General features: G+C 48.7%; 22 protein-coding genes. 3 read left to right on the top strand and 19 right to left on the bottom strand.

The window, feature by feature from the left end; all coding sequences use genetic code 11:
* Positions 1 to 306: 306 nt before the first annotated feature.
* From MHI45_RS21325 to MHI45_RS21315, 3 genes are all read left to right on the top strand, one after another.
* A complete protein-coding gene (locus MHI45_RS21325) occupies positions 307 to 522 on the top strand; it encodes a type II toxin-antitoxin system HicA family toxin (RefSeq protein WP_042201831.1) in 216 nt (71 codons plus the stop codon).
* 49 nt (positions 523 to 571) lie between these two features.
* Positions 572 to 985, top strand: coding sequence for a type II toxin-antitoxin system HicB family antitoxin (locus MHI45_RS21320; RefSeq protein ID WP_341119409.1), 414 nt, complete (start codon positions 572 to 574; stop codon positions 983 to 985).
* A 173-nt stretch (positions 986 to 1,158) separates the two neighbouring features.
* Positions 1,159 to 1,575, top strand: a complete 417-nt coding sequence (locus tag MHI45_RS21315; RefSeq protein WP_341119408.1) for a stress protein — start codon at positions 1,159 to 1,161, stop codon at positions 1,573 to 1,575.
* 68 nt (positions 1,576 to 1,643) lie between these two features.
* Here the strand turns inward: MHI45_RS21315 and MHI45_RS21310 are convergent, their stop codons facing one another.
* The 19 genes from MHI45_RS21310 to MHI45_RS21220 all read right to left on the bottom strand — a co-directional run bounded on the left by MHI45_RS21310 (position 1,644) and on the right by MHI45_RS21220 (position 14,720).
* A complete protein-coding gene (locus tag MHI45_RS21310; RefSeq protein WP_341119407.1) occupies positions 1,644 to 1,925 on the bottom strand; it encodes a hypothetical protein in 282 nt (93 codons plus the stop codon).
* A 236-nt stretch (positions 1,926 to 2,161) separates the two neighbouring features.
* A complete protein-coding gene (locus MHI45_RS21305) occupies positions 2,162 to 2,794 on the bottom strand; it encodes a lysozyme (RefSeq protein ID WP_341119406.1) in 633 nt (210 codons plus the stop codon).
* Between the two features lie 2 nt (positions 2,795 to 2,796).
* Positions 2,797 to 3,057, bottom strand: a complete 261-nt coding sequence (locus MHI45_RS21300) for a phage holin family protein (protein WP_341119405.1) — start codon at positions 3,055 to 3,057, stop codon at positions 2,797 to 2,799.
* A gap of 14 nt (positions 3,058 to 3,071) precedes the next feature.
* Entirely contained in the window at positions 3,072 to 3,350 is a 279-nt protein-coding gene (locus MHI45_RS21295; protein ID WP_341119404.1) for a hypothetical protein, read from the bottom strand.
* Positions 3,351 to 3,421: 71 nt separating this feature from the next.
* Complete coding sequence (locus MHI45_RS21290) at positions 3,422 to 3,553, bottom strand: XkdX family protein (protein ID WP_341119403.1); 132 nt, start codon at positions 3,551 to 3,553, stop codon at positions 3,422 to 3,424.
* Position 3,554: 1 nt separating this feature from the next.
* On the bottom strand, positions 3,555 to 3,992 hold the full coding sequence (locus MHI45_RS21285; protein WP_341119402.1) for a hypothetical protein: 438 nt from the start codon (positions 3,990 to 3,992) through the stop codon (positions 3,555 to 3,557).
* A 21-nt stretch (positions 3,993 to 4,013) separates the two neighbouring features.
* Entirely contained in the window at positions 4,014 to 4,736 is a 723-nt protein-coding gene (locus MHI45_RS21280) for a hypothetical protein (RefSeq protein ID WP_341119401.1), read from the bottom strand.
* A 3-nt stretch (positions 4,737 to 4,739) separates the two neighbouring features.
* Positions 4,740 to 6,836 (bottom strand): pyocin knob domain-containing protein, encoded by a 2,097-nt coding sequence (locus MHI45_RS21275; protein ID WP_341119400.1) that lies wholly within the window; start codon positions 6,834 to 6,836, stop codon positions 4,740 to 4,742.
* Between the two features lie 11 nt (positions 6,837 to 6,847).
* Complete coding sequence (locus tag MHI45_RS21270) at positions 6,848 to 7,489, bottom strand: hypothetical protein (protein ID WP_341119399.1); 642 nt, start codon at positions 7,487 to 7,489, stop codon at positions 6,848 to 6,850.
* Positions 7,482 to 8,657 carry a baseplate J/gp47 family protein gene (locus tag MHI45_RS21265; RefSeq protein ID WP_341119398.1) on the bottom strand — a complete coding sequence of 392 codons (1,176 nt, stop codon included), beginning with the start codon at positions 8,655 to 8,657 and terminating at the stop codon, positions 7,482 to 7,484. The genes MHI45_RS21270 and MHI45_RS21265 overlap by 8 nt, the downstream gene beginning before the upstream one ends.
* Positions 8,647 to 9,012, bottom strand: a complete 366-nt coding sequence (locus tag MHI45_RS21260; RefSeq protein ID WP_341119397.1) for a DUF2634 domain-containing protein — start codon at positions 9,010 to 9,012, stop codon at positions 8,647 to 8,649. The genes MHI45_RS21265 and MHI45_RS21260 overlap by 11 nt, the downstream gene beginning before the upstream one ends.
* Positions 9,000 to 9,407: a Gp138 family membrane-puncturing spike protein gene (locus MHI45_RS21255; protein WP_341119396.1), complete on the bottom strand. Its 408-nt coding sequence runs from the start codon at positions 9,405 to 9,407 to the stop codon at positions 9,000 to 9,002. Before MHI45_RS21255 ends, MHI45_RS21260 begins: the two co-directional genes overlap by 13 nt.
* Complete coding sequence (locus MHI45_RS21250) at positions 9,404 to 10,198, bottom strand: phage protein (RefSeq protein ID WP_341119395.1); 795 nt, start codon at positions 10,196 to 10,198, stop codon at positions 9,404 to 9,406. Before MHI45_RS21250 ends, MHI45_RS21255 begins: the two co-directional genes overlap by 4 nt.
* A complete protein-coding gene (locus MHI45_RS21245; protein WP_341119394.1) occupies positions 10,191 to 10,508 on the bottom strand; it encodes a phage baseplate plug family protein in 318 nt (105 codons plus the stop codon). The genes MHI45_RS21250 and MHI45_RS21245 overlap by 8 nt, the downstream gene beginning before the upstream one ends.
* A gap of 3 nt (positions 10,509 to 10,511) precedes the next feature.
* Positions 10,512 to 11,036: a phage baseplate protein gene (locus tag MHI45_RS21240; RefSeq protein WP_341119393.1), complete on the bottom strand. Its 525-nt coding sequence runs from the start codon at positions 11,034 to 11,036 to the stop codon at positions 10,512 to 10,514.
* The gene (locus tag MHI45_RS21235) at positions 11,023 to 13,779 is read right to left on the bottom strand and encodes a phage tail tape measure protein (protein ID WP_341119392.1); all 2,757 of its coding nucleotides are present in this window, start codon (positions 13,777 to 13,779) and stop codon (positions 11,023 to 11,025) included. Before MHI45_RS21235 ends, MHI45_RS21240 begins: the two co-directional genes overlap by 14 nt.
* Before the next feature lie 48 nt (positions 13,780 to 13,827).
* Positions 13,828 to 14,022, bottom strand: coding sequence for a hypothetical protein (locus MHI45_RS21230; RefSeq protein WP_341119391.1), 195 nt, complete (start codon positions 14,020 to 14,022; stop codon positions 13,828 to 13,830).
* Positions 14,006 to 14,299, bottom strand: a complete 294-nt coding sequence (locus MHI45_RS21225) for a hypothetical protein (protein ID WP_341119390.1) — start codon at positions 14,297 to 14,299, stop codon at positions 14,006 to 14,008. The genes MHI45_RS21230 and MHI45_RS21225 overlap by 17 nt, the downstream gene beginning before the upstream one ends.
* A gap of 28 nt (positions 14,300 to 14,327) precedes the next feature.
* The gene (locus MHI45_RS21220) at positions 14,328 to 14,720 is read right to left on the bottom strand and encodes a phage structural protein (RefSeq protein ID WP_341119389.1); all 393 of its coding nucleotides are present in this window, start codon (positions 14,718 to 14,720) and stop codon (positions 14,328 to 14,330) included.
* Positions 14,721 to 14,726 lie beyond the last annotated feature (6 nt).

Here is a 14,726-nt window from a genome sequence, read left to right as displayed (position 1 = left end):
ATAACATATGGGTTTCATAGGTATTTATTAGGTTCTATTCGTTATAGTTTGTGCGTTCCACTGCGTATAAGGTTCTATAAGTATTGTTATGGTTTCTCATGACGGTAGAAAAAATGGTAGAAGTCCAAGTTATCAGTGATATTTGACAATCCCTATAATGTCCCCATTCCAATGATAGGTATAGCTTATACAGTCGAGATACTCCATTCGATTTATTCGCATGCACATGCGCATTATATTACGCATTTTATTATTGACGCGCAATATAATGCGTGTTATAATTAAATTATAGAAAGGAGGTAAGCGATGGGGAAACAAAAAACAGTCCGAGAAGTTATCCAAGCCCTTCGGGATGCAGGGTTCAGACCTTCACCGAACCACGGGAAAGGCACCAGTCATCAACGCTACATACACCCGACAGACCCAACCCGATATGCTGATGTTAGCGCCCATGCAGGCGGGCGCTCCATACCGAAAGGGACACTCAAGAACATAGAACGGACTTCCGGGGTTGAGTTTTAACCCCGGCTTTCCCCTCTGCTTACCTCTCATTTTAAAGGAGCGTGATGATTTGAATACCTATGTGTATCCAGTAGTGGTTGAACAGGCAGAAGACGGCGGCATCGGCATGTATTTCCCTGACTTTTCTGGCACTGCGATTATTCCCAAGGATTTGGCTGACGGCATTTGGCGTGCGAAGGAATTGCTTGCCTTCCGTCTTCTGGAGCTGGAGGAAAAAGGCGAAGCCTTCCCTGCACCTTCCCTGCCAGATCGTATTGAGCTTGAAGACGCTACAGACCGAATTGTCTTCGTTGATGTATTCCTGCCTCCGTATAAGGACGCAGCCGCTAACAAGTCTGTAACTAAGAATTGTTCTATTCCAAAGTGGATGCGTGACGCTGGAGACGCTGCAGGCTTGAATTACTCTCTACTGCTGCAAAATGCGGTTAAAGAAGCGCTCCGTATCGAAGCGAATAGCCAATAATGGCAATTGAACTGCCCGCCTGATGATGGCCGGATGGAAAACAAATAAAAAGGCTCCCAATAATCTGGGAGTCCTTTTGTATATTGTTGATCTTAATAAAATGCATGGATTGATTTTCCTAAATCTGCTAAAATATTTTTATTTAGAACTATTTTAGTGGAGGAATTGAATTAATGAAAAGAATAGGCTTATTGTTTTTAATGGTTGTATTTGTACTCGCCGGTTGTTCTAGCAAAGAGGAAAGTTCCATCAGTGCGGATGATGTTGTTGCTAAGTTTAAAGCAGTTGGATTAGAAGCAGAGAACGCTACTGATATTGCAAGTAAAGACATGGGCATTGCTCCAATGCGCTTTGATGAAGGGAAACGAATCATAGTTCCTTCTATCGGGGATGATAGCGGTGGACGTGTATTTGTTTTTAAGAAGAAGTCTGACCTTGAAGAATTACAAAAGTATTATGATGAACTCGGAAAAGCATCTGCAATGACGTTTTCTCATACTTATTCAAAGGGGAACGTATTGCTACAAATGACGGGCGAAATGGAAGAAGAAGAGTTTAATAAATATAAAGAGGTAATGGATCAATTGTAATATCCCTTCCCCCGCCGGTATGTGTTTGGCGGGGCTTTTCATATTCCCAAACGCTTGATAATCCGAAATCAATAGTAGTTCCAGTAATCCGTATTGCTCCCTTTTTGGTCAACATTATGGGATGGATTGTCTCTTTCCCAGCCCTCTATAATTACGGCCCTCTCCGGGGGCATGCCCGAGTCCCACACGATATAGTGTTCCTGGGCCAGCACTGTGAGCCCTTCTTTGATCTGCACCGGCATACGTCCGCTTAACCTCTCCAGCTCCGGCATACCAGGGAGACTGCCAAAGTGTCGCTGATAATGGGTTATGATAAGCAGCAACTTGCGCGGGGTATCGTCAAGCATCATTTACACCCCCATAAACAAGAACATTTGTTTGTATTATAACCGGATAAGGGATTTTTAAGCAATGGCTCAAACTGTCATGAAACGCAAAAAAAAGCCCGCCGACCTGTTAAGGTTGACGAGCTTTCTGCCGATGCTTTCGGATTGCACGTTTCGGTGCTTCCGATCCGTGTAAAGTCAGATTACCATTATAGGAATAACTTGTAAACCGAAAACCCAAACGCTTGGGAATCCACTCTTTACTTTTTGGCAACAGTAAATGTCAGCCAAGCAAGCTCTGATGTTGTCAGCGTCTTATTGTCGATCTTGTCCAACCATGCCGTATCCTTAATCGTACCTGAATCCAGCAGTACCTTAACTTGAGCGCGCAGTGTGTTCCATTGATAGTTTGTTAATTCCAAAGTGTTTTCCCCCTTGACCGGTTCGGTCTCAATAGATTTGTTGAATAGTTCCAGTTCTTCCTGTCGCCGGCGCACGAGTCCGGCCAGGACATTCCCCCCGCCCTTGTTGTACTTCGTGATATTTTGGGAAATCTCCGCTATTGTCCGGCCTGCGCAAAGCTTTTTTAAGCTACCGTTTCCGCAGTTATAGCAAAAGCTCACCAGCGCATCAAATTGGTTTTGGTTAAGCTGCGCTGTAACCGGCACGTAATTAGAGTTGTTAACGTATCCCTCATATTTGGCAAGGTCGGCGACCAGCATGCTGTCAGCCTGTGCCTGCGTAATGGTCATGTCTAATTGAACGTCAGGTCCGTAGTGGCCCCAACCAATAGTGTAATGGGTTTCCGTTGGCACAGGCTTGTAAGCCTTGAGCCTGCAGCCCTCAAACGACTTGATGAACTTAATTCCCACTTGCGATATTTTACGGCTCATCTTTATTCCCCCTTTTTGGCCTGCTTGACCAATTGGTTTCCGTATACCGCGACAGCGCCGCAGAGGATACCTTGCAGGATGCTCTCAGGAGTAAAGCCCAATGTGAAGCAGACAGCAAATAGGGCCACCAGCGTGACCACATAGATGATCGTCCAGTCCGGCACCCGCGGCGTCTGCTTCAGGATGTAACCGACCACCCAACATGCCACCACGACGATAAGCAATTCTGGCTTAATAAAGTTAGCCACTGTATTCCATTCCATAATTTCCCTCTCCCTTATTCCTCAATTTTGTCTATCCGCTTATGTGCTTGCTTGGCTGACTCTTCAACCCTCGTCACTCGCTCTGTCAGCGCATCAAATCTCCTTACCTGATCCTTTAACTCAAACCGGACATCATCAACGCCATGCTTGATGTACTCAACGTCTGTACGCAAGGCTGCACCACTCCCGGCCTCTTGAGCCACATCCTTTTTAAACGCTGATGTCCTAGTCACCCACCCAAGGACAACTCCGCTTATTGCTGCGACTATTGCTGTGATTGTTGTTATCTCCACTCCCGTTCCCCCGCTCTCCCCTCAACGTAAAAACCCCCGGATCGGCTCCGAGGGCAAAATAAAAACGCCTACTATGCGGCGCTCGTTTTAATCTCTTCAGCTTGCTTTGCTGTAATCTTCTTTGCAGCCACAAATACTTGGACCTGCTCAACGGTATAACGGCCAGCTTCAAAATGTCGCTTAATCAATGCGTACCAATCCATATTAGATAACACCTCCTTCCACGAGGCTCAAGAGTAGTGATGCTTGATCCCGCTCGGACTGATCGAGTCGTGCCTGAGTCTGAGCAAGCTCCAAAGCCATTCCCGCAGTCTCTGTTTCCGCGAGTGCTATCCGCTCCGTGAGTGGCTTCTGATAGACTGGTTCCGTCGGTTCCTCAGGGTCAATAGGATCATAAGAAAATTCAAGCTTCTTTGTTTCCAGATTGACGTGATAGCTAGTAGCGTTTAAAAAATCCTGTGCATGCTGGCGATATTCCAACTCAATCAGGCCCACGGTTTCCGGCACCCGCTCTGCCAGTAGCTTGTAAGACTCAAAATCCTGCTCTCGGGTTGTTGGTGCCACGATGCCGATCCGTTCACCGGTATTGAAGATTACATTGCCTGTTTTCAGTTCATAGTAAATTTTCATTCCAATTTCCACTATAAATCCCTCCTGTTTTTTTTATTCTGTCGCCCGCCATGTGATTAGTCGCCCATTGCCATATAACATATCACTTGTAAAACCTCCACTAAATACTGTGCTATTAGCAAAGTTTATATAATACTGCTGGGTGGCATTACCTGTAACCTGCGAAGCGTACCATGCTCCGTACGAACGTCCTATGCGAAAGGTGTGTTGATCCTCTGTCCATGCGATTTCCACTGTACTAGGTGTAAATCCCAGTCCAGTAACTGTGGCGGTTTGCCCGGATCCATGAACAAATGTTCCTTCCGCAGAGCGTCTTCCCTCTACCAGCGCACCTTCTAAGTCGCCTACCTTCACCCCACTCCTTAGATTGGCAGCTGTTAGACCGGGAATAGCTGCTGTAACCCATGAGGATACGCCATTGTAGTTCCCGGCGGGAGGCATTATAAAAAACCTGTCTCCAGCCCACACGGTGTACTGTACTCCTGGTGTATGTCCATCATGCATGGGCATTGTGCCACGCGTCCCGGCAATGGTCGTATCGTTCGTAACCTTGGATGCATCGAAGGTTACAGCAGCTACTACACCAATGCCGTTATGGTATCCCTCCAAGATAGCTTGGGCTATTGCGCTTGGTGTGATGGTTACAGCTCCACGAACAGGCATAGCGCCGGGCGCGTTGTAGTTTTCTTTGGAACTGAAATACTTGTCAGCCCGCACATCGGCCCGGTCTGCAGTTCCCGGTATCCATAAAACCATTGTTTATCCCTCCTCTGTGATAATTACATCCACATAAACAAAATCCGCAATGGTAGTCTTTGCGTGTACTTCTACCGGTTTATTCGCTGCTATTGTAAGTGTCAAAGGGATGAAAGAATAATCGGTAGGCGCCATTTGATTCTCCGGTAAAATGTATATGGTCCTTGAGGCAGTCTCTCCTGGAGGAGTATATACTACAGCCATAGACACACTCCGTACAGCAGCTACGCGCATACTTGTTTTAATAGTGACCATGGTAATTTTTGATGGTACGTAGTTAGCTAGAAGTGTTGACGATGTTGTTGTTAAGGGCTTGTCAAGAGCAACGTACCTATTTAAAGATACATTTGCAATCTTCCCGGTATAATCCTTAACAGGTATCTCTAGCCAAGGCGACCAAACACCCCCATCCGTCCGGGCGCGGAAGAACCTAACTGTTCCAAACACGCTTATTGCATCTTGAATCACATACCCGCTCGCGGCAACTTTAACATCTAATAGATAATATCCAGGTGGTGGACCATTCAGATACGCCCCGCCCTCTACATATAGGCTATAACCTCCGTTACTTACATAGTCATTGAGATTAGCGCCACCATGAATCGTTTGCCTCCCTTTATATAGCTCTATGTCGTTGTGAGTATCCCACGACACATAGTTTGTTCCTCCCAAGCGGTGGAACATGGTTGCCCCGTCTGTGACCAGACCGTTATTTGCTCCCATATATACTGCATTACCTACTGCAAAGTTACCGTCTGCATTTCGCGCAACAAGGGTATTGGCGTTCGAATTAGAGGTGTAGGTAGGCATATTCGCGCTGTTCCAACTTCTTCTCCACCCATTAACGTATTCAGGTCCGTTGTGAGCATAGATGAATTCCGAATTTATTGTATCGGATTCCACAGCAGCTTGTGGGGCGGTAAGGATACGGACAGTGAAAAAGGTTGAGTTTCCAGTCACCTCAACTACTGCTCCTGCTAACGAGATATGACCAAATCCTGAATCGGTGATAGTGCGATTGTAAGCATACGCCCATCCCCCTCTTGCTACCCAATGTCCACTAGCAGTAAACGCCCCTATATTTGTTAGAAGGGTTATGAACTCAGCGGTGGTCATCGGAGCATCTGAATCTCCGAAGTTTATATATGGAACAGATAAAGCAAACGAGTCTACTTTTCTTCCTCCCACAAATTCGGCGTTCAGGTTTTTCACCATAGTGCTGTTAAACACTTTCATAGTGCCATCTTTCTTCCATTGCATGACTTGATTGGCTGATGGGTCGCTGCCGTAACCTATATAGGCATGTTCTAATTCTCCTGACACCCCAGTGCCAAACGCGCCGAATTGAAATTGCTTGGAAATATCACCATTGCGAATGGTGAAGCCGCGCGCCCACCCTGTGCTGAAAGGCACGTCGATTAATGCGCCAATCTCAATGGCATTCCCAGTCATCTTCATGTCACCGGAAGAAGTCACTTCCCCGGAAACATACATGCCATCGCTATTTAGTTGCATTCTTTCTCCACTGTAATCATCTTCCCGGAAAGACATAACTCCCCCGTCCACAAGCTGATACCATATCTTTCCTGTATCTGACTCTGTGTAAATAATTTCAGGGACAGCTCCACTTAAATTTATACCCGCAAGCGAAATATATCTGTTGGCACCCAACTCTACTACACCACCAGCAGCGCCCTTTTGCCCTATAGGGATTGATGCAGCCTTTGCCGCTGCCTCTGCTGCGTCAGCTGCCGCATCTGCTGCCAGTGTTGCCGCATCCCTTGCAGCATTAGCTTTAGCTGTAGCATCTAAGGCAGCAGCAGCCTGAGCATTATCTGCTTTTGTTTGAGCACCGGTTGTTGTCTCCTTGGCGTCCCAAGCTACTTGTTTGGCCGCTGTTACATGGACAGATGTATCAGCCTTATGACTGGATATGACGGATCGTATTTCCGCAAGGACTTTGTATGTCCTGTTAAAAAACCAGTTGAGCCAACCCGCTGGTGGTTTATCATTTACGGCCCATCCCGCAACTTTCTTTGAGTTTGGCGGTTCAATCCCACCCTCTTGCCATTCTGGTAGTTGTTCATTGAAATCTGCCAATCTAATCCCTCCTATATTGGCAATGGATAATCATCACCGGGAACGTATACCTCTCCCAGCTCCCCACCGATAGTCATGTCTGGATCTGCCAAGCCGAGAGGGCTTGTCTCCAAAACATCGTATTGTGAGGATAGCGCAAACGTCCCGGCCAACTCGATCTGCGCCACCCTCACGCCAGCCGCAACAGTTTTCTGAATGATCCGAGCAAACTGAAAAGGCGACATGCCAACCTCATTTAGTCGCCTTACTGGTACCCTTATTAAGTTGATTGCCGCTGGCTCCGGCTCTAATGGATCGTCGAATTTCTCAACGATCCGAATGTCGGAATAGTCACAGTCCAACGCGATAGCCAACACTCGAATAATTGTATTTACATCGGTCTTCGACAGGTTCCGGGCAATCTTGGATTTTAGCAGCACCCGGTACACTTCATCCGTCGCCGCGCCTCTCGATTGCACAATGTTGGTGCCGATCCGGTCCAGCGTCGTTCCCTGGGCCGAGTCGATGTCTCGCCAATCACGAATACGTTCGAAAGTGTCTCCTAGCCGCGTCAACTCGGAATGTATGATTCCGATCAGCTTGCCCAGGTTGCTGTCAGGAGATTTATTGTAAGTATCCGCAAAGCGCCGCAGCATGTCCTTTACGCTAAACATGGCTATCCACCGCAATCTGTACCGCTGTGGTCTGCGCAACCTCATACGGTTGTATCGCAACATTGCCGCTTCCCAGGCTGTCGGACACCTTACCAACAGTAAGCACAATGTCCTCCACACCCTCTACGCTATATACAGCGCCGATTAAGCGTGTATACACCACTGGGTTGCCCATACTCAGGCCGTTATAGTAGGAGCCGGCGGCATCAACCCCGCCGATATAGCGCAGGATAGCCCCTCGAATCTGATCATCACCATCAACAGGATATTGCGCATTTTTCGTGACATTGACCGACACCTTAATATTGACCTCAGCGGCGCGGGAAAACTTGACCGTATGCATCAAACCGCCTAAGTCCTCCACCTGTTTAGTGATATTCCCGTGAGCCTCCACGCCGCCTGACTTGGTTGCAAAGATGGCGTTGGCAATCTCCTGCTCATCGCCGCCCAGCACGTAAGCTTCAAATGACTTCGGTGGGCGTCCAGCAGCGTCCGGGGAAATACCAGTATTCTCAATGATGGTCGCCGCCCGGACTGCTGGCATCCGCAGCAGCGCACCGCGCAGGGCATCTACGGATGCCGCACCACCTCCGGCCACGGACAAATCAAAGCGATTTCTAAACTCGGCGTCTGTCTCTTTCTCACGGCCGCCGGTGACAGCCGCCGCATTGGTTATACCGGTAATCTCCGGTACCGGATTAACAACAACGGTAATAGCACCCGCAGCCACATTACCGGATGCTCCTGCATCCAGCGCCTCGATTGCAACTTTTTCCACACCCCCGGTCAAGGTTACATCTGCCATCGTTTCAAAGACGACACCATCCGCCGTCGCCGCCCGAAATCCAGCCGGAACGACATAACCCGAGGTGCCGATAATCGTCAGTTCTCCAGCGGACCACTGCGCCAGCGTTCGGGTAATACCGACCTGCGGACCCAGCCGGTCCAAGTTGTTCCCCGTGGCCGTGGGAATGTACCCGCTGTTGTATACGTCCTCGGCCATGGTCCAAATGGCGGCAAGGAAAAAAGCGAATATCCGCAAGATGATGCCCAACGGTGACCGGGCTGACGTATTTACCGTATCGCCAAATGCTTCCCGGGCCTTGTCCTCCATCTGCCCCAGCAGATCGTCAAAGCGCAGACGCTTAAATCCTTTGCTATCCAACAACGGTATCAACCCCCTCAATCTTTATTACATCTCCGTTGATGGCCGTGGCCGTTATGTTTGCGCTCACTGTCCGGCTTGGACGATCAAATGTAACCACGACGTCATTGACCTCCGTAATCCTCGGCTCTTGCAACATGCCCACCGTCAATTCGGAACGCACTTCATCGGCGGTGACGCCCTTGCCTGTGATCCGAGAGAAGTCTATCCCCAGTTCAGGGTCTAAGAACCACTCCCCCTGATTGGTGCCTAGCGCCAACTTGCAGCACTGTGCAATTTCTTCCGGTCCGGTCACCAGCTGCAGTTCATCGCCCAGGAACACCAAATCCCCTGATGCATCCAGCATTAAAGACTGCACGGCATCACCCCCACGATTACCGCATCATTCCGGCTGTGTCGCCTGCCAGTGTCCGGGGCCGCCACTTGGCCGGAGAGTGTATTTTTGATCTCGGCATCAGCGCAGACAACAAACACGACGTCACCGCGCTCCAGCGCCGGGCGCATAATCGTCTCAATCTCCTGCAGGCCATCGCCCAGGCTAAACTTAACCTTTTGTCCGGTTACCGGTACTGACATGATCTGTGCAGGCTGTCCGCCGGTCAGTTTAAGCAACGGCTGCACATCAGCCCGCAGCGTAACCGTATCAAAAGCAACAACCTTGCAGGGCATTGCTACGTTTATAATTTCTCCCTGCTTACCCCTGTGGGCTTCCATTATCCCTGCCAGCGCACCAGCGGGATTTATCTTTGTCATAAAACCGCCTCCACCTCAGTGATAAAATCACCGGTATTGCTAAATTTATGGCTACCGCCGCGAACGTGCAGCCTGCCCGAAAACTCCCGGCAGGTCAGGTTAATGACGGATGCCGTTGTAATCCGGCGCTGCAGCTGCGCTTGAATCTTATATCCCTTGATGCCGTTGTCCTCGAAAAACTCCGGGCTGCCGATTAATCCGGTATCCGGTGACAGGGAAAAGACAGCATCCGCGCCGCTGCGGAGATTACGCACATACAATTTACTTTGATTGATATAACAGGATGTTCTGCAGTCCTTGCAGACCTCCGTAATAATATCAGTGACCTTGCCCTTTGCGGTGTAACCCTCTTGGTATCTGTAGTCCTGGTAAAGTTGCATTTGAGCTACAGGTAAACCAATATAACCCGCCATCTGCTTTATAATCGCGCTGGCCAGAGTACCTTTAGCAAAGGCAATCTCTGTGACCTCGCGCTTGCTCAGATCCTCACTGTCCAGCACGTTGATGGTAGTTACCTTGTCTACGCCTTCCCATCGTGTGCGGACGGCGGATATGCGGCCATGTAGGATTATGCCAATATCTCCGGTATAGCCCGCATTGAGCATTAGCACCCCGTTACGCTTAATGTTGTTGATGGTGGTCTGTGCCAGATTCCAGACCCTTAGCTCCGACTCATTGGGCAGTGCATCATTGTCAAATGGTACACTGCCATCCATCGTGTACTTGGAAAGCGCAAAGGACATATTTCCGGTCATAATCTCCGCAATCCGCCCAAAATTTTGTTTAGCCATCTGCACCATCCCATATATACAGAAAGACGCTCACTCCGAGCGTCTCCCATGTTACAGCTATACTGTTTTCTGATTTGTCATACGGCACAATGGGCAGGCGCGGAAACCGGTTATCCTGTACGTCGTAAAAGAGCGTCTGACCGTATACTAGCTTTTCCCCGTACACTAAGGTTTCCCCATCCCGTTCCAGATCGACGGTGAAGAAATCGTAATCTGGATTGTAATGCACCTCGAAAGTGAACAGGGTATCGGAAATAGAAATATCAAACCTGTATGGAATAAGCTCTTTCTCAATCTCGATGTATTCCATTGATCAACCTCCCCACTTGCTGCCGGACTTGAATTTCACTTTCTCCACTTTTTCCTTTTCCTTTTTTTTGCTTCCGGACTTGCTTGTCTTGCTGGATTTAGAAGACTTGTCCTTTGTCTGCTTTGTACCGGAGTTAATGATCTTAGCGACCTGCGCCTTGATCGGGGACGGCAGCGTCTCCACATAGGATGATGTCGCTATCCTTACCTCGCGTAACTGCATGCTAAATGTCATACCGTCCGCCGTTTTGTAATCTGTCGATGTGCTAAAATCTGTGATCACACCAGTAAATGCATTACGGCCCACATACTTGACAATCTGCCCTTTATCCTTAATCGCGATAATGTGAGCGCGGTTCTTGGCGGCAACTGGTCCAGAAATCACGCCGGATAGGGACATCGTTCTCGCCTGCGCCTGTACGTGATCAATGAGGTTAATTCCTTTTTCAACCGGTTGCTCAGTGACCGTGACCGGGAAGCTTGGCGACTCCTGCTCCACTGTGATATAGATGCCATCAATTAGCGCCAACGATATCCACCCCCAGTATGCGAGCTGCCGATTCGATGAAGTCTTGTAACTTTTGGTCGATTACATTGCCCATTTGCTGAACAGTGTTAGTATCGGCATTACCTTGAATGATGATTTTGATCTCTGGAGCCGTGATATTCGTCTTCTGGTTTGTGGTGTTCCGGGCAGGCGCTGTTTCAGGTGTATACCTGGAATATTCTTCGTTTTTGGAAGTGGCCTGATTCTCGATAGCTTCATTTGCCATAGATCCCGAGGCAATACCGACTTTAGGAGTCACGTCTTCCAATCCTTTGACAAACCCTTCCCCTGTATACAAACCTACTTCCATCATTACGCGAGACGGGGAATGAATTCCGAGAACCTCTCTGACTTTATCGGCAATGCTATTTCCTATGTCGGCCATTGTCGTTTTCAAAGTTTCGGCCATAGAAGATATCCCGTTTATCAGCCCCTGGATAATGTTTTTTCCGATTTCATAAAGATTGATCCCACCGAAGAATCCAGTCACCTTGCCCCACATCTCAGACACAGCAGTCCACAAATTAACCCCAGCTGTTTTGACGCCTGCGACAATCTGCCCCCATATGCCGATGATTTTGTTCCAGACCTGAGTCATAAGGCTGTTAGTAGTTGAAAATACCTTGTTCCAGGCTCCCTTTACTGCGCTCCAGACATTTGAAGCCGCTCCAGTTACCGTGCCGGTAATCCCATTCCATACCGCCGTGATTTTGTTCCACACAGCCGTAAACACAGTCCGGGTTGTCTCGCTCACTCTGCCCCATGCACGGGTTACGCCGCTCCAGACCGCTGTACCAGCCCCAGTGATTGTACTGACAATGCCTCTCCACACCGAGGACAGCCAGCTCCCTATCGCCGTAAAGACAGATATGGTTACAGCCTTAACCTTATCCCAATGCTTAATGATAAGGCCAACAGCAAGACCAATAGGGCCACCAAGCACGGTCAGGAAAACTATACCCCAACGCTTAAGGAATCCTGTCACCGCATTAAAAGCCGTCTTAAAGGCTGTAGGAACTGTAATCCTGAAGAAATCAATCGTCTCCGTTACTGAAGACTTTATTCCACCCCACATCTTATCAATGAAGCCCCGGAACTTATCGGATCTCTTATAGGCTACTGTAAAAGCTACGCCAAGACCCACAAGTGCCATCACCAAAAGGGTAATTGGATTAATTGCCATCACGGCATTGAGTGCCGCTTGTGCTGCAGTAAACCCGCCTGTTATGGCTGCTCCAATTTTTTGAGCTAAGGTCACAGCCTTGGTTGCCGTTGCAACCCCGAACATAATGGTTTTGTAGGTAAGAAACGCCGCCGCAATCCCTGAAACGATTGGTAGAAAACCCGACCACTCAACAATAGCGCTGCCAACCTCGTACATCTTCCCGGCAATATTCTGGATCTCCGGCCATAACTCCCGTGCTGCACCAAGTAGACCTTGCCCGATGGTCACCACAATCGGCTGCAGGCTACTCCAAAGCTCCTTTCCTTTATCGACTAATTGCCCAAAGGCAGCTCCGGCCTGTATACCAAATTGCTGCAAATACGGTATTGCTGCCTGCACCCATCCGCTGACATGTTCAATCGCTGCACCCAAACCGCTCCCGACCATATCCCCAAAGGCGGCGATTTTTGACTGATGGCTGGATATCCAAGAACCGAACATATTAAGGTAAGGCAGTAACTTTTGCCCGATTGGAATTAAAATTCCTGTTTCAATATGCCGTTTAAAATACTGGAACGAATCCCCAATGCTTGTGAAGGAATTGAACAGATTGGCAGCAGAATCCTTGTTTTGGTCAAAACTTGTGTTGACATCGTCAAGCGCGGAGAATGCTTTCACGCCCAATTCCTCAAACATCGTGCCGAATAGGCCGACCCCGATGGTATTTTGCTGCACCGGGTCCTCGATGTCAGAAATCATAGATACGATATCTCGAAAAGATTGTTTAGCTGCAGGCCCACCTTTGGAAAAGGTCTGCATCATCTTGTTAGCATCTAAGCCCAATGCTTGAAAGGATGCTTCCGCCGTTCCTCCGGCCTCTATGGACAGAATACTGAACTCATTCATGGCGTCGCCAAGAAGGTCTGTGTTTCTGGCACCAGCCGCCAAACCATTTGTAAGGTATCCCATGGTATCCTCCATGGTGAAACCCATACTCGCAAACGCTTGGGAATATTCGTTTATTGAGTCCAGCATATCGCCCTGTGTGTTGGTGCCGTTGGTCTGCCCTTGGGTCAGGAGGTTAAAAGCTTCGGTACTGGTCACTCCAAAGTTTTTCATGGCGACAGATACCCCGGCAATGGACTCATTAACGTCACCATCGAATTTGTCAGAGTACAGCATTGCCTCGCGGGAAGCAGTTTCCAAGGCACCGCCTGTAAGCCCGGTTGCTTTAGCTACGTCGGAAATTTTACTGCCAAGATCATCCCAGTTCTCACCGAAATTATCATTATATAGATTCATGGCAATTCCCCGAGTGGCTTCCATCTGATCTGTTGTCTGGCCTGTAGTCAGCTGCACCTTGGACATGGCGCTTTCAAAATTGGACGCTGCGCTTAGTGCGCCCGCTCCGATACCAACCAGCGCCGCACCACCCGCAGCGCCTAATCCAACGACTCCTTTGGTTAACCTGCCGACTTTTGAATCCGCATCGTCGATGCCCTTTGAATTGAATTTAAACCCCACCGCATACATGAGTGATCCAATAATGCCGCCTGCCATATGTCCCCTCCTTTCCAGCAAACAAAAATAGACGCCCGAGAAGGACGCCTATTTCTTGCTCTTATTAAGTTCCTTTTGCTGTTTGATATGGATATCCAAAGCCGCATTTGCCTCAGCGATATCCTCATCATCCATAGTCAGCAAATCAGAGTACGTAATCCCCATATCCGACAGCAACAAACGCCACTGGGGCCAGTTCTCTTCTGCGCGGCGTTTGGCTTCGATCTTACTTATCCTCGGCATCGTCTTCCGGCTCGGTGTCGTCCTGCCCGGTGATAAAGGCGAAAGCTTTACCGACAAGCTCCGTCATTTCGCTATAGGATTCAAAATCATCCCATGTTGTTTTTGGCTCCACAATAACATACTGCATCATTTCCTCAGCAATTTTTTCATCTGATGGAATGCCAAACTTATTTTTAATCCGGTCCGTGATTTTGGTAACGTTCCGCACTCCAGGATGCTGCAGCGTGTACTCTTTACCGGATTTCGTCTTTACTTTCTTCTGTGAAAAATTAGCCATGATATTGGCCCCTCTCAGGTATTGGATTTTAGTTCATGCTCAAATCAAGACACTGAAACTCATACTCTTTGTCGCCAGCCTCGGAACCGTACTCGCGGTCTGCTGGCTTTTTGACGTACGCCTCTGTCGCGGTATTCGTCTCTTTTGGATCGCCGGAGTACATAACCGATACCGGCACCAACTTGTCGCTATTGGCTAACCCATCCAGATAGGCGCATTGCGGGCTTGTGCGTTGCAAAGTGATGGTAATCGTCCCCAAGGGATTGTTCACCTTATTGCGAATTACATCCCCCTGCGCCCCGACCGATACGGTAAACCGCTCTTCATCTTTGGCAACGGTCACCAGGTCCTCGCCAAATCCCGTCAAAAATACGCCGCCTACAATCACGGCGACGTCCATCGGATCATATGTTTTTGGCACGTTGAT

Origin of the sequence: Paenibacillus sp. FSL H3-0321 (assembly GCF_038002865.1) — a bacterium.
GTDB lineage: Bacteria > Bacillota > Bacilli > Paenibacillales > Paenibacillaceae > Paenibacillus_AQ.
The sequence above is the reverse complement of the archived record's forward strand: the minus strand, read 5'-3'. Positions and strand labels throughout refer to the sequence as shown.

What these genes read in the sequence shown, in the direction of transcription:
- MHI45_RS21325 (WP_042201831.1), top strand. Translation starts at nt 307, where the DNA reads ATGGGGAAACAAAAAACAGTCCGAGAAGTTATCCAAGCCCTTCGGGAT.
- MHI45_RS21315 (WP_341119408.1), top strand. Translation starts at nt 1,159, where the DNA reads ATGAAAAGAATAGGCTTATTGTTTTTAATGGTTGTATTTGTACTCGCC.
- MHI45_RS21310 (WP_341119407.1), bottom strand. Translation starts at nt 1,925, where the DNA reads ATGATGCTTGACGATACCCCGCGCAAGTTGCTGCTTATCATAACCCAT.
- MHI45_RS21305 (WP_341119406.1), bottom strand. Translation starts at nt 2,794, where the DNA reads ATGAGCCGTAAAATATCGCAAGTGGGAATTAAGTTCATCAAGTCGTTT.
- MHI45_RS21300 (WP_341119405.1), bottom strand. Translation starts at nt 3,057, where the DNA reads ATGGAATGGAATACAGTGGCTAACTTTATTAAGCCAGAATTGCTTATC.
- MHI45_RS21290 (WP_341119403.1), bottom strand. Translation starts at nt 3,553, where the DNA reads ATGGATTGGTACGCATTGATTAAGCGACATTTTGAAGCTGGCCGTTAT.
- MHI45_RS21280 (WP_341119401.1), bottom strand. Translation starts at nt 4,736, where the DNA reads ATGGTTTTATGGATACCGGGAACTGCAGACCGGGCCGATGTGCGGGCT.
- MHI45_RS21270 (WP_341119399.1), bottom strand. Translation starts at nt 7,489, where the DNA reads ATGTTTAGCGTAAAGGACATGCTGCGGCGCTTTGCGGATACTTACAAT.
- MHI45_RS21255 (WP_341119396.1), bottom strand. Translation starts at nt 9,407, where the DNA reads ATGACAAAGATAAATCCCGCTGGTGCGCTGGCAGGGATAATGGAAGCC.
- MHI45_RS21250 (WP_341119395.1), bottom strand. Translation starts at nt 10,198, where the DNA reads ATGGCTAAACAAAATTTTGGGCGGATTGCGGAGATTATGACCGGAAAT.
- MHI45_RS21245 (WP_341119394.1), bottom strand. Translation starts at nt 10,508, where the DNA reads ATGGAATACATCGAGATTGAGAAAGAGCTTATTCCATACAGGTTTGAT.
- MHI45_RS21235 (WP_341119392.1), bottom strand. Translation starts at nt 13,779, where the DNA reads ATGGCAGGCGGCATTATTGGATCACTCATGTATGCGGTGGGGTTTAAA.
- MHI45_RS21230 (WP_341119391.1), bottom strand. Translation starts at nt 14,022, where the DNA reads ATGCCGAGGATAAGTAAGATCGAAGCCAAACGCCGCGCAGAAGAGAAC.
- MHI45_RS21225 (WP_341119390.1), bottom strand. Translation starts at nt 14,299, where the DNA reads ATGGCTAATTTTTCACAGAAGAAAGTAAAGACGAAATCCGGTAAAGAG.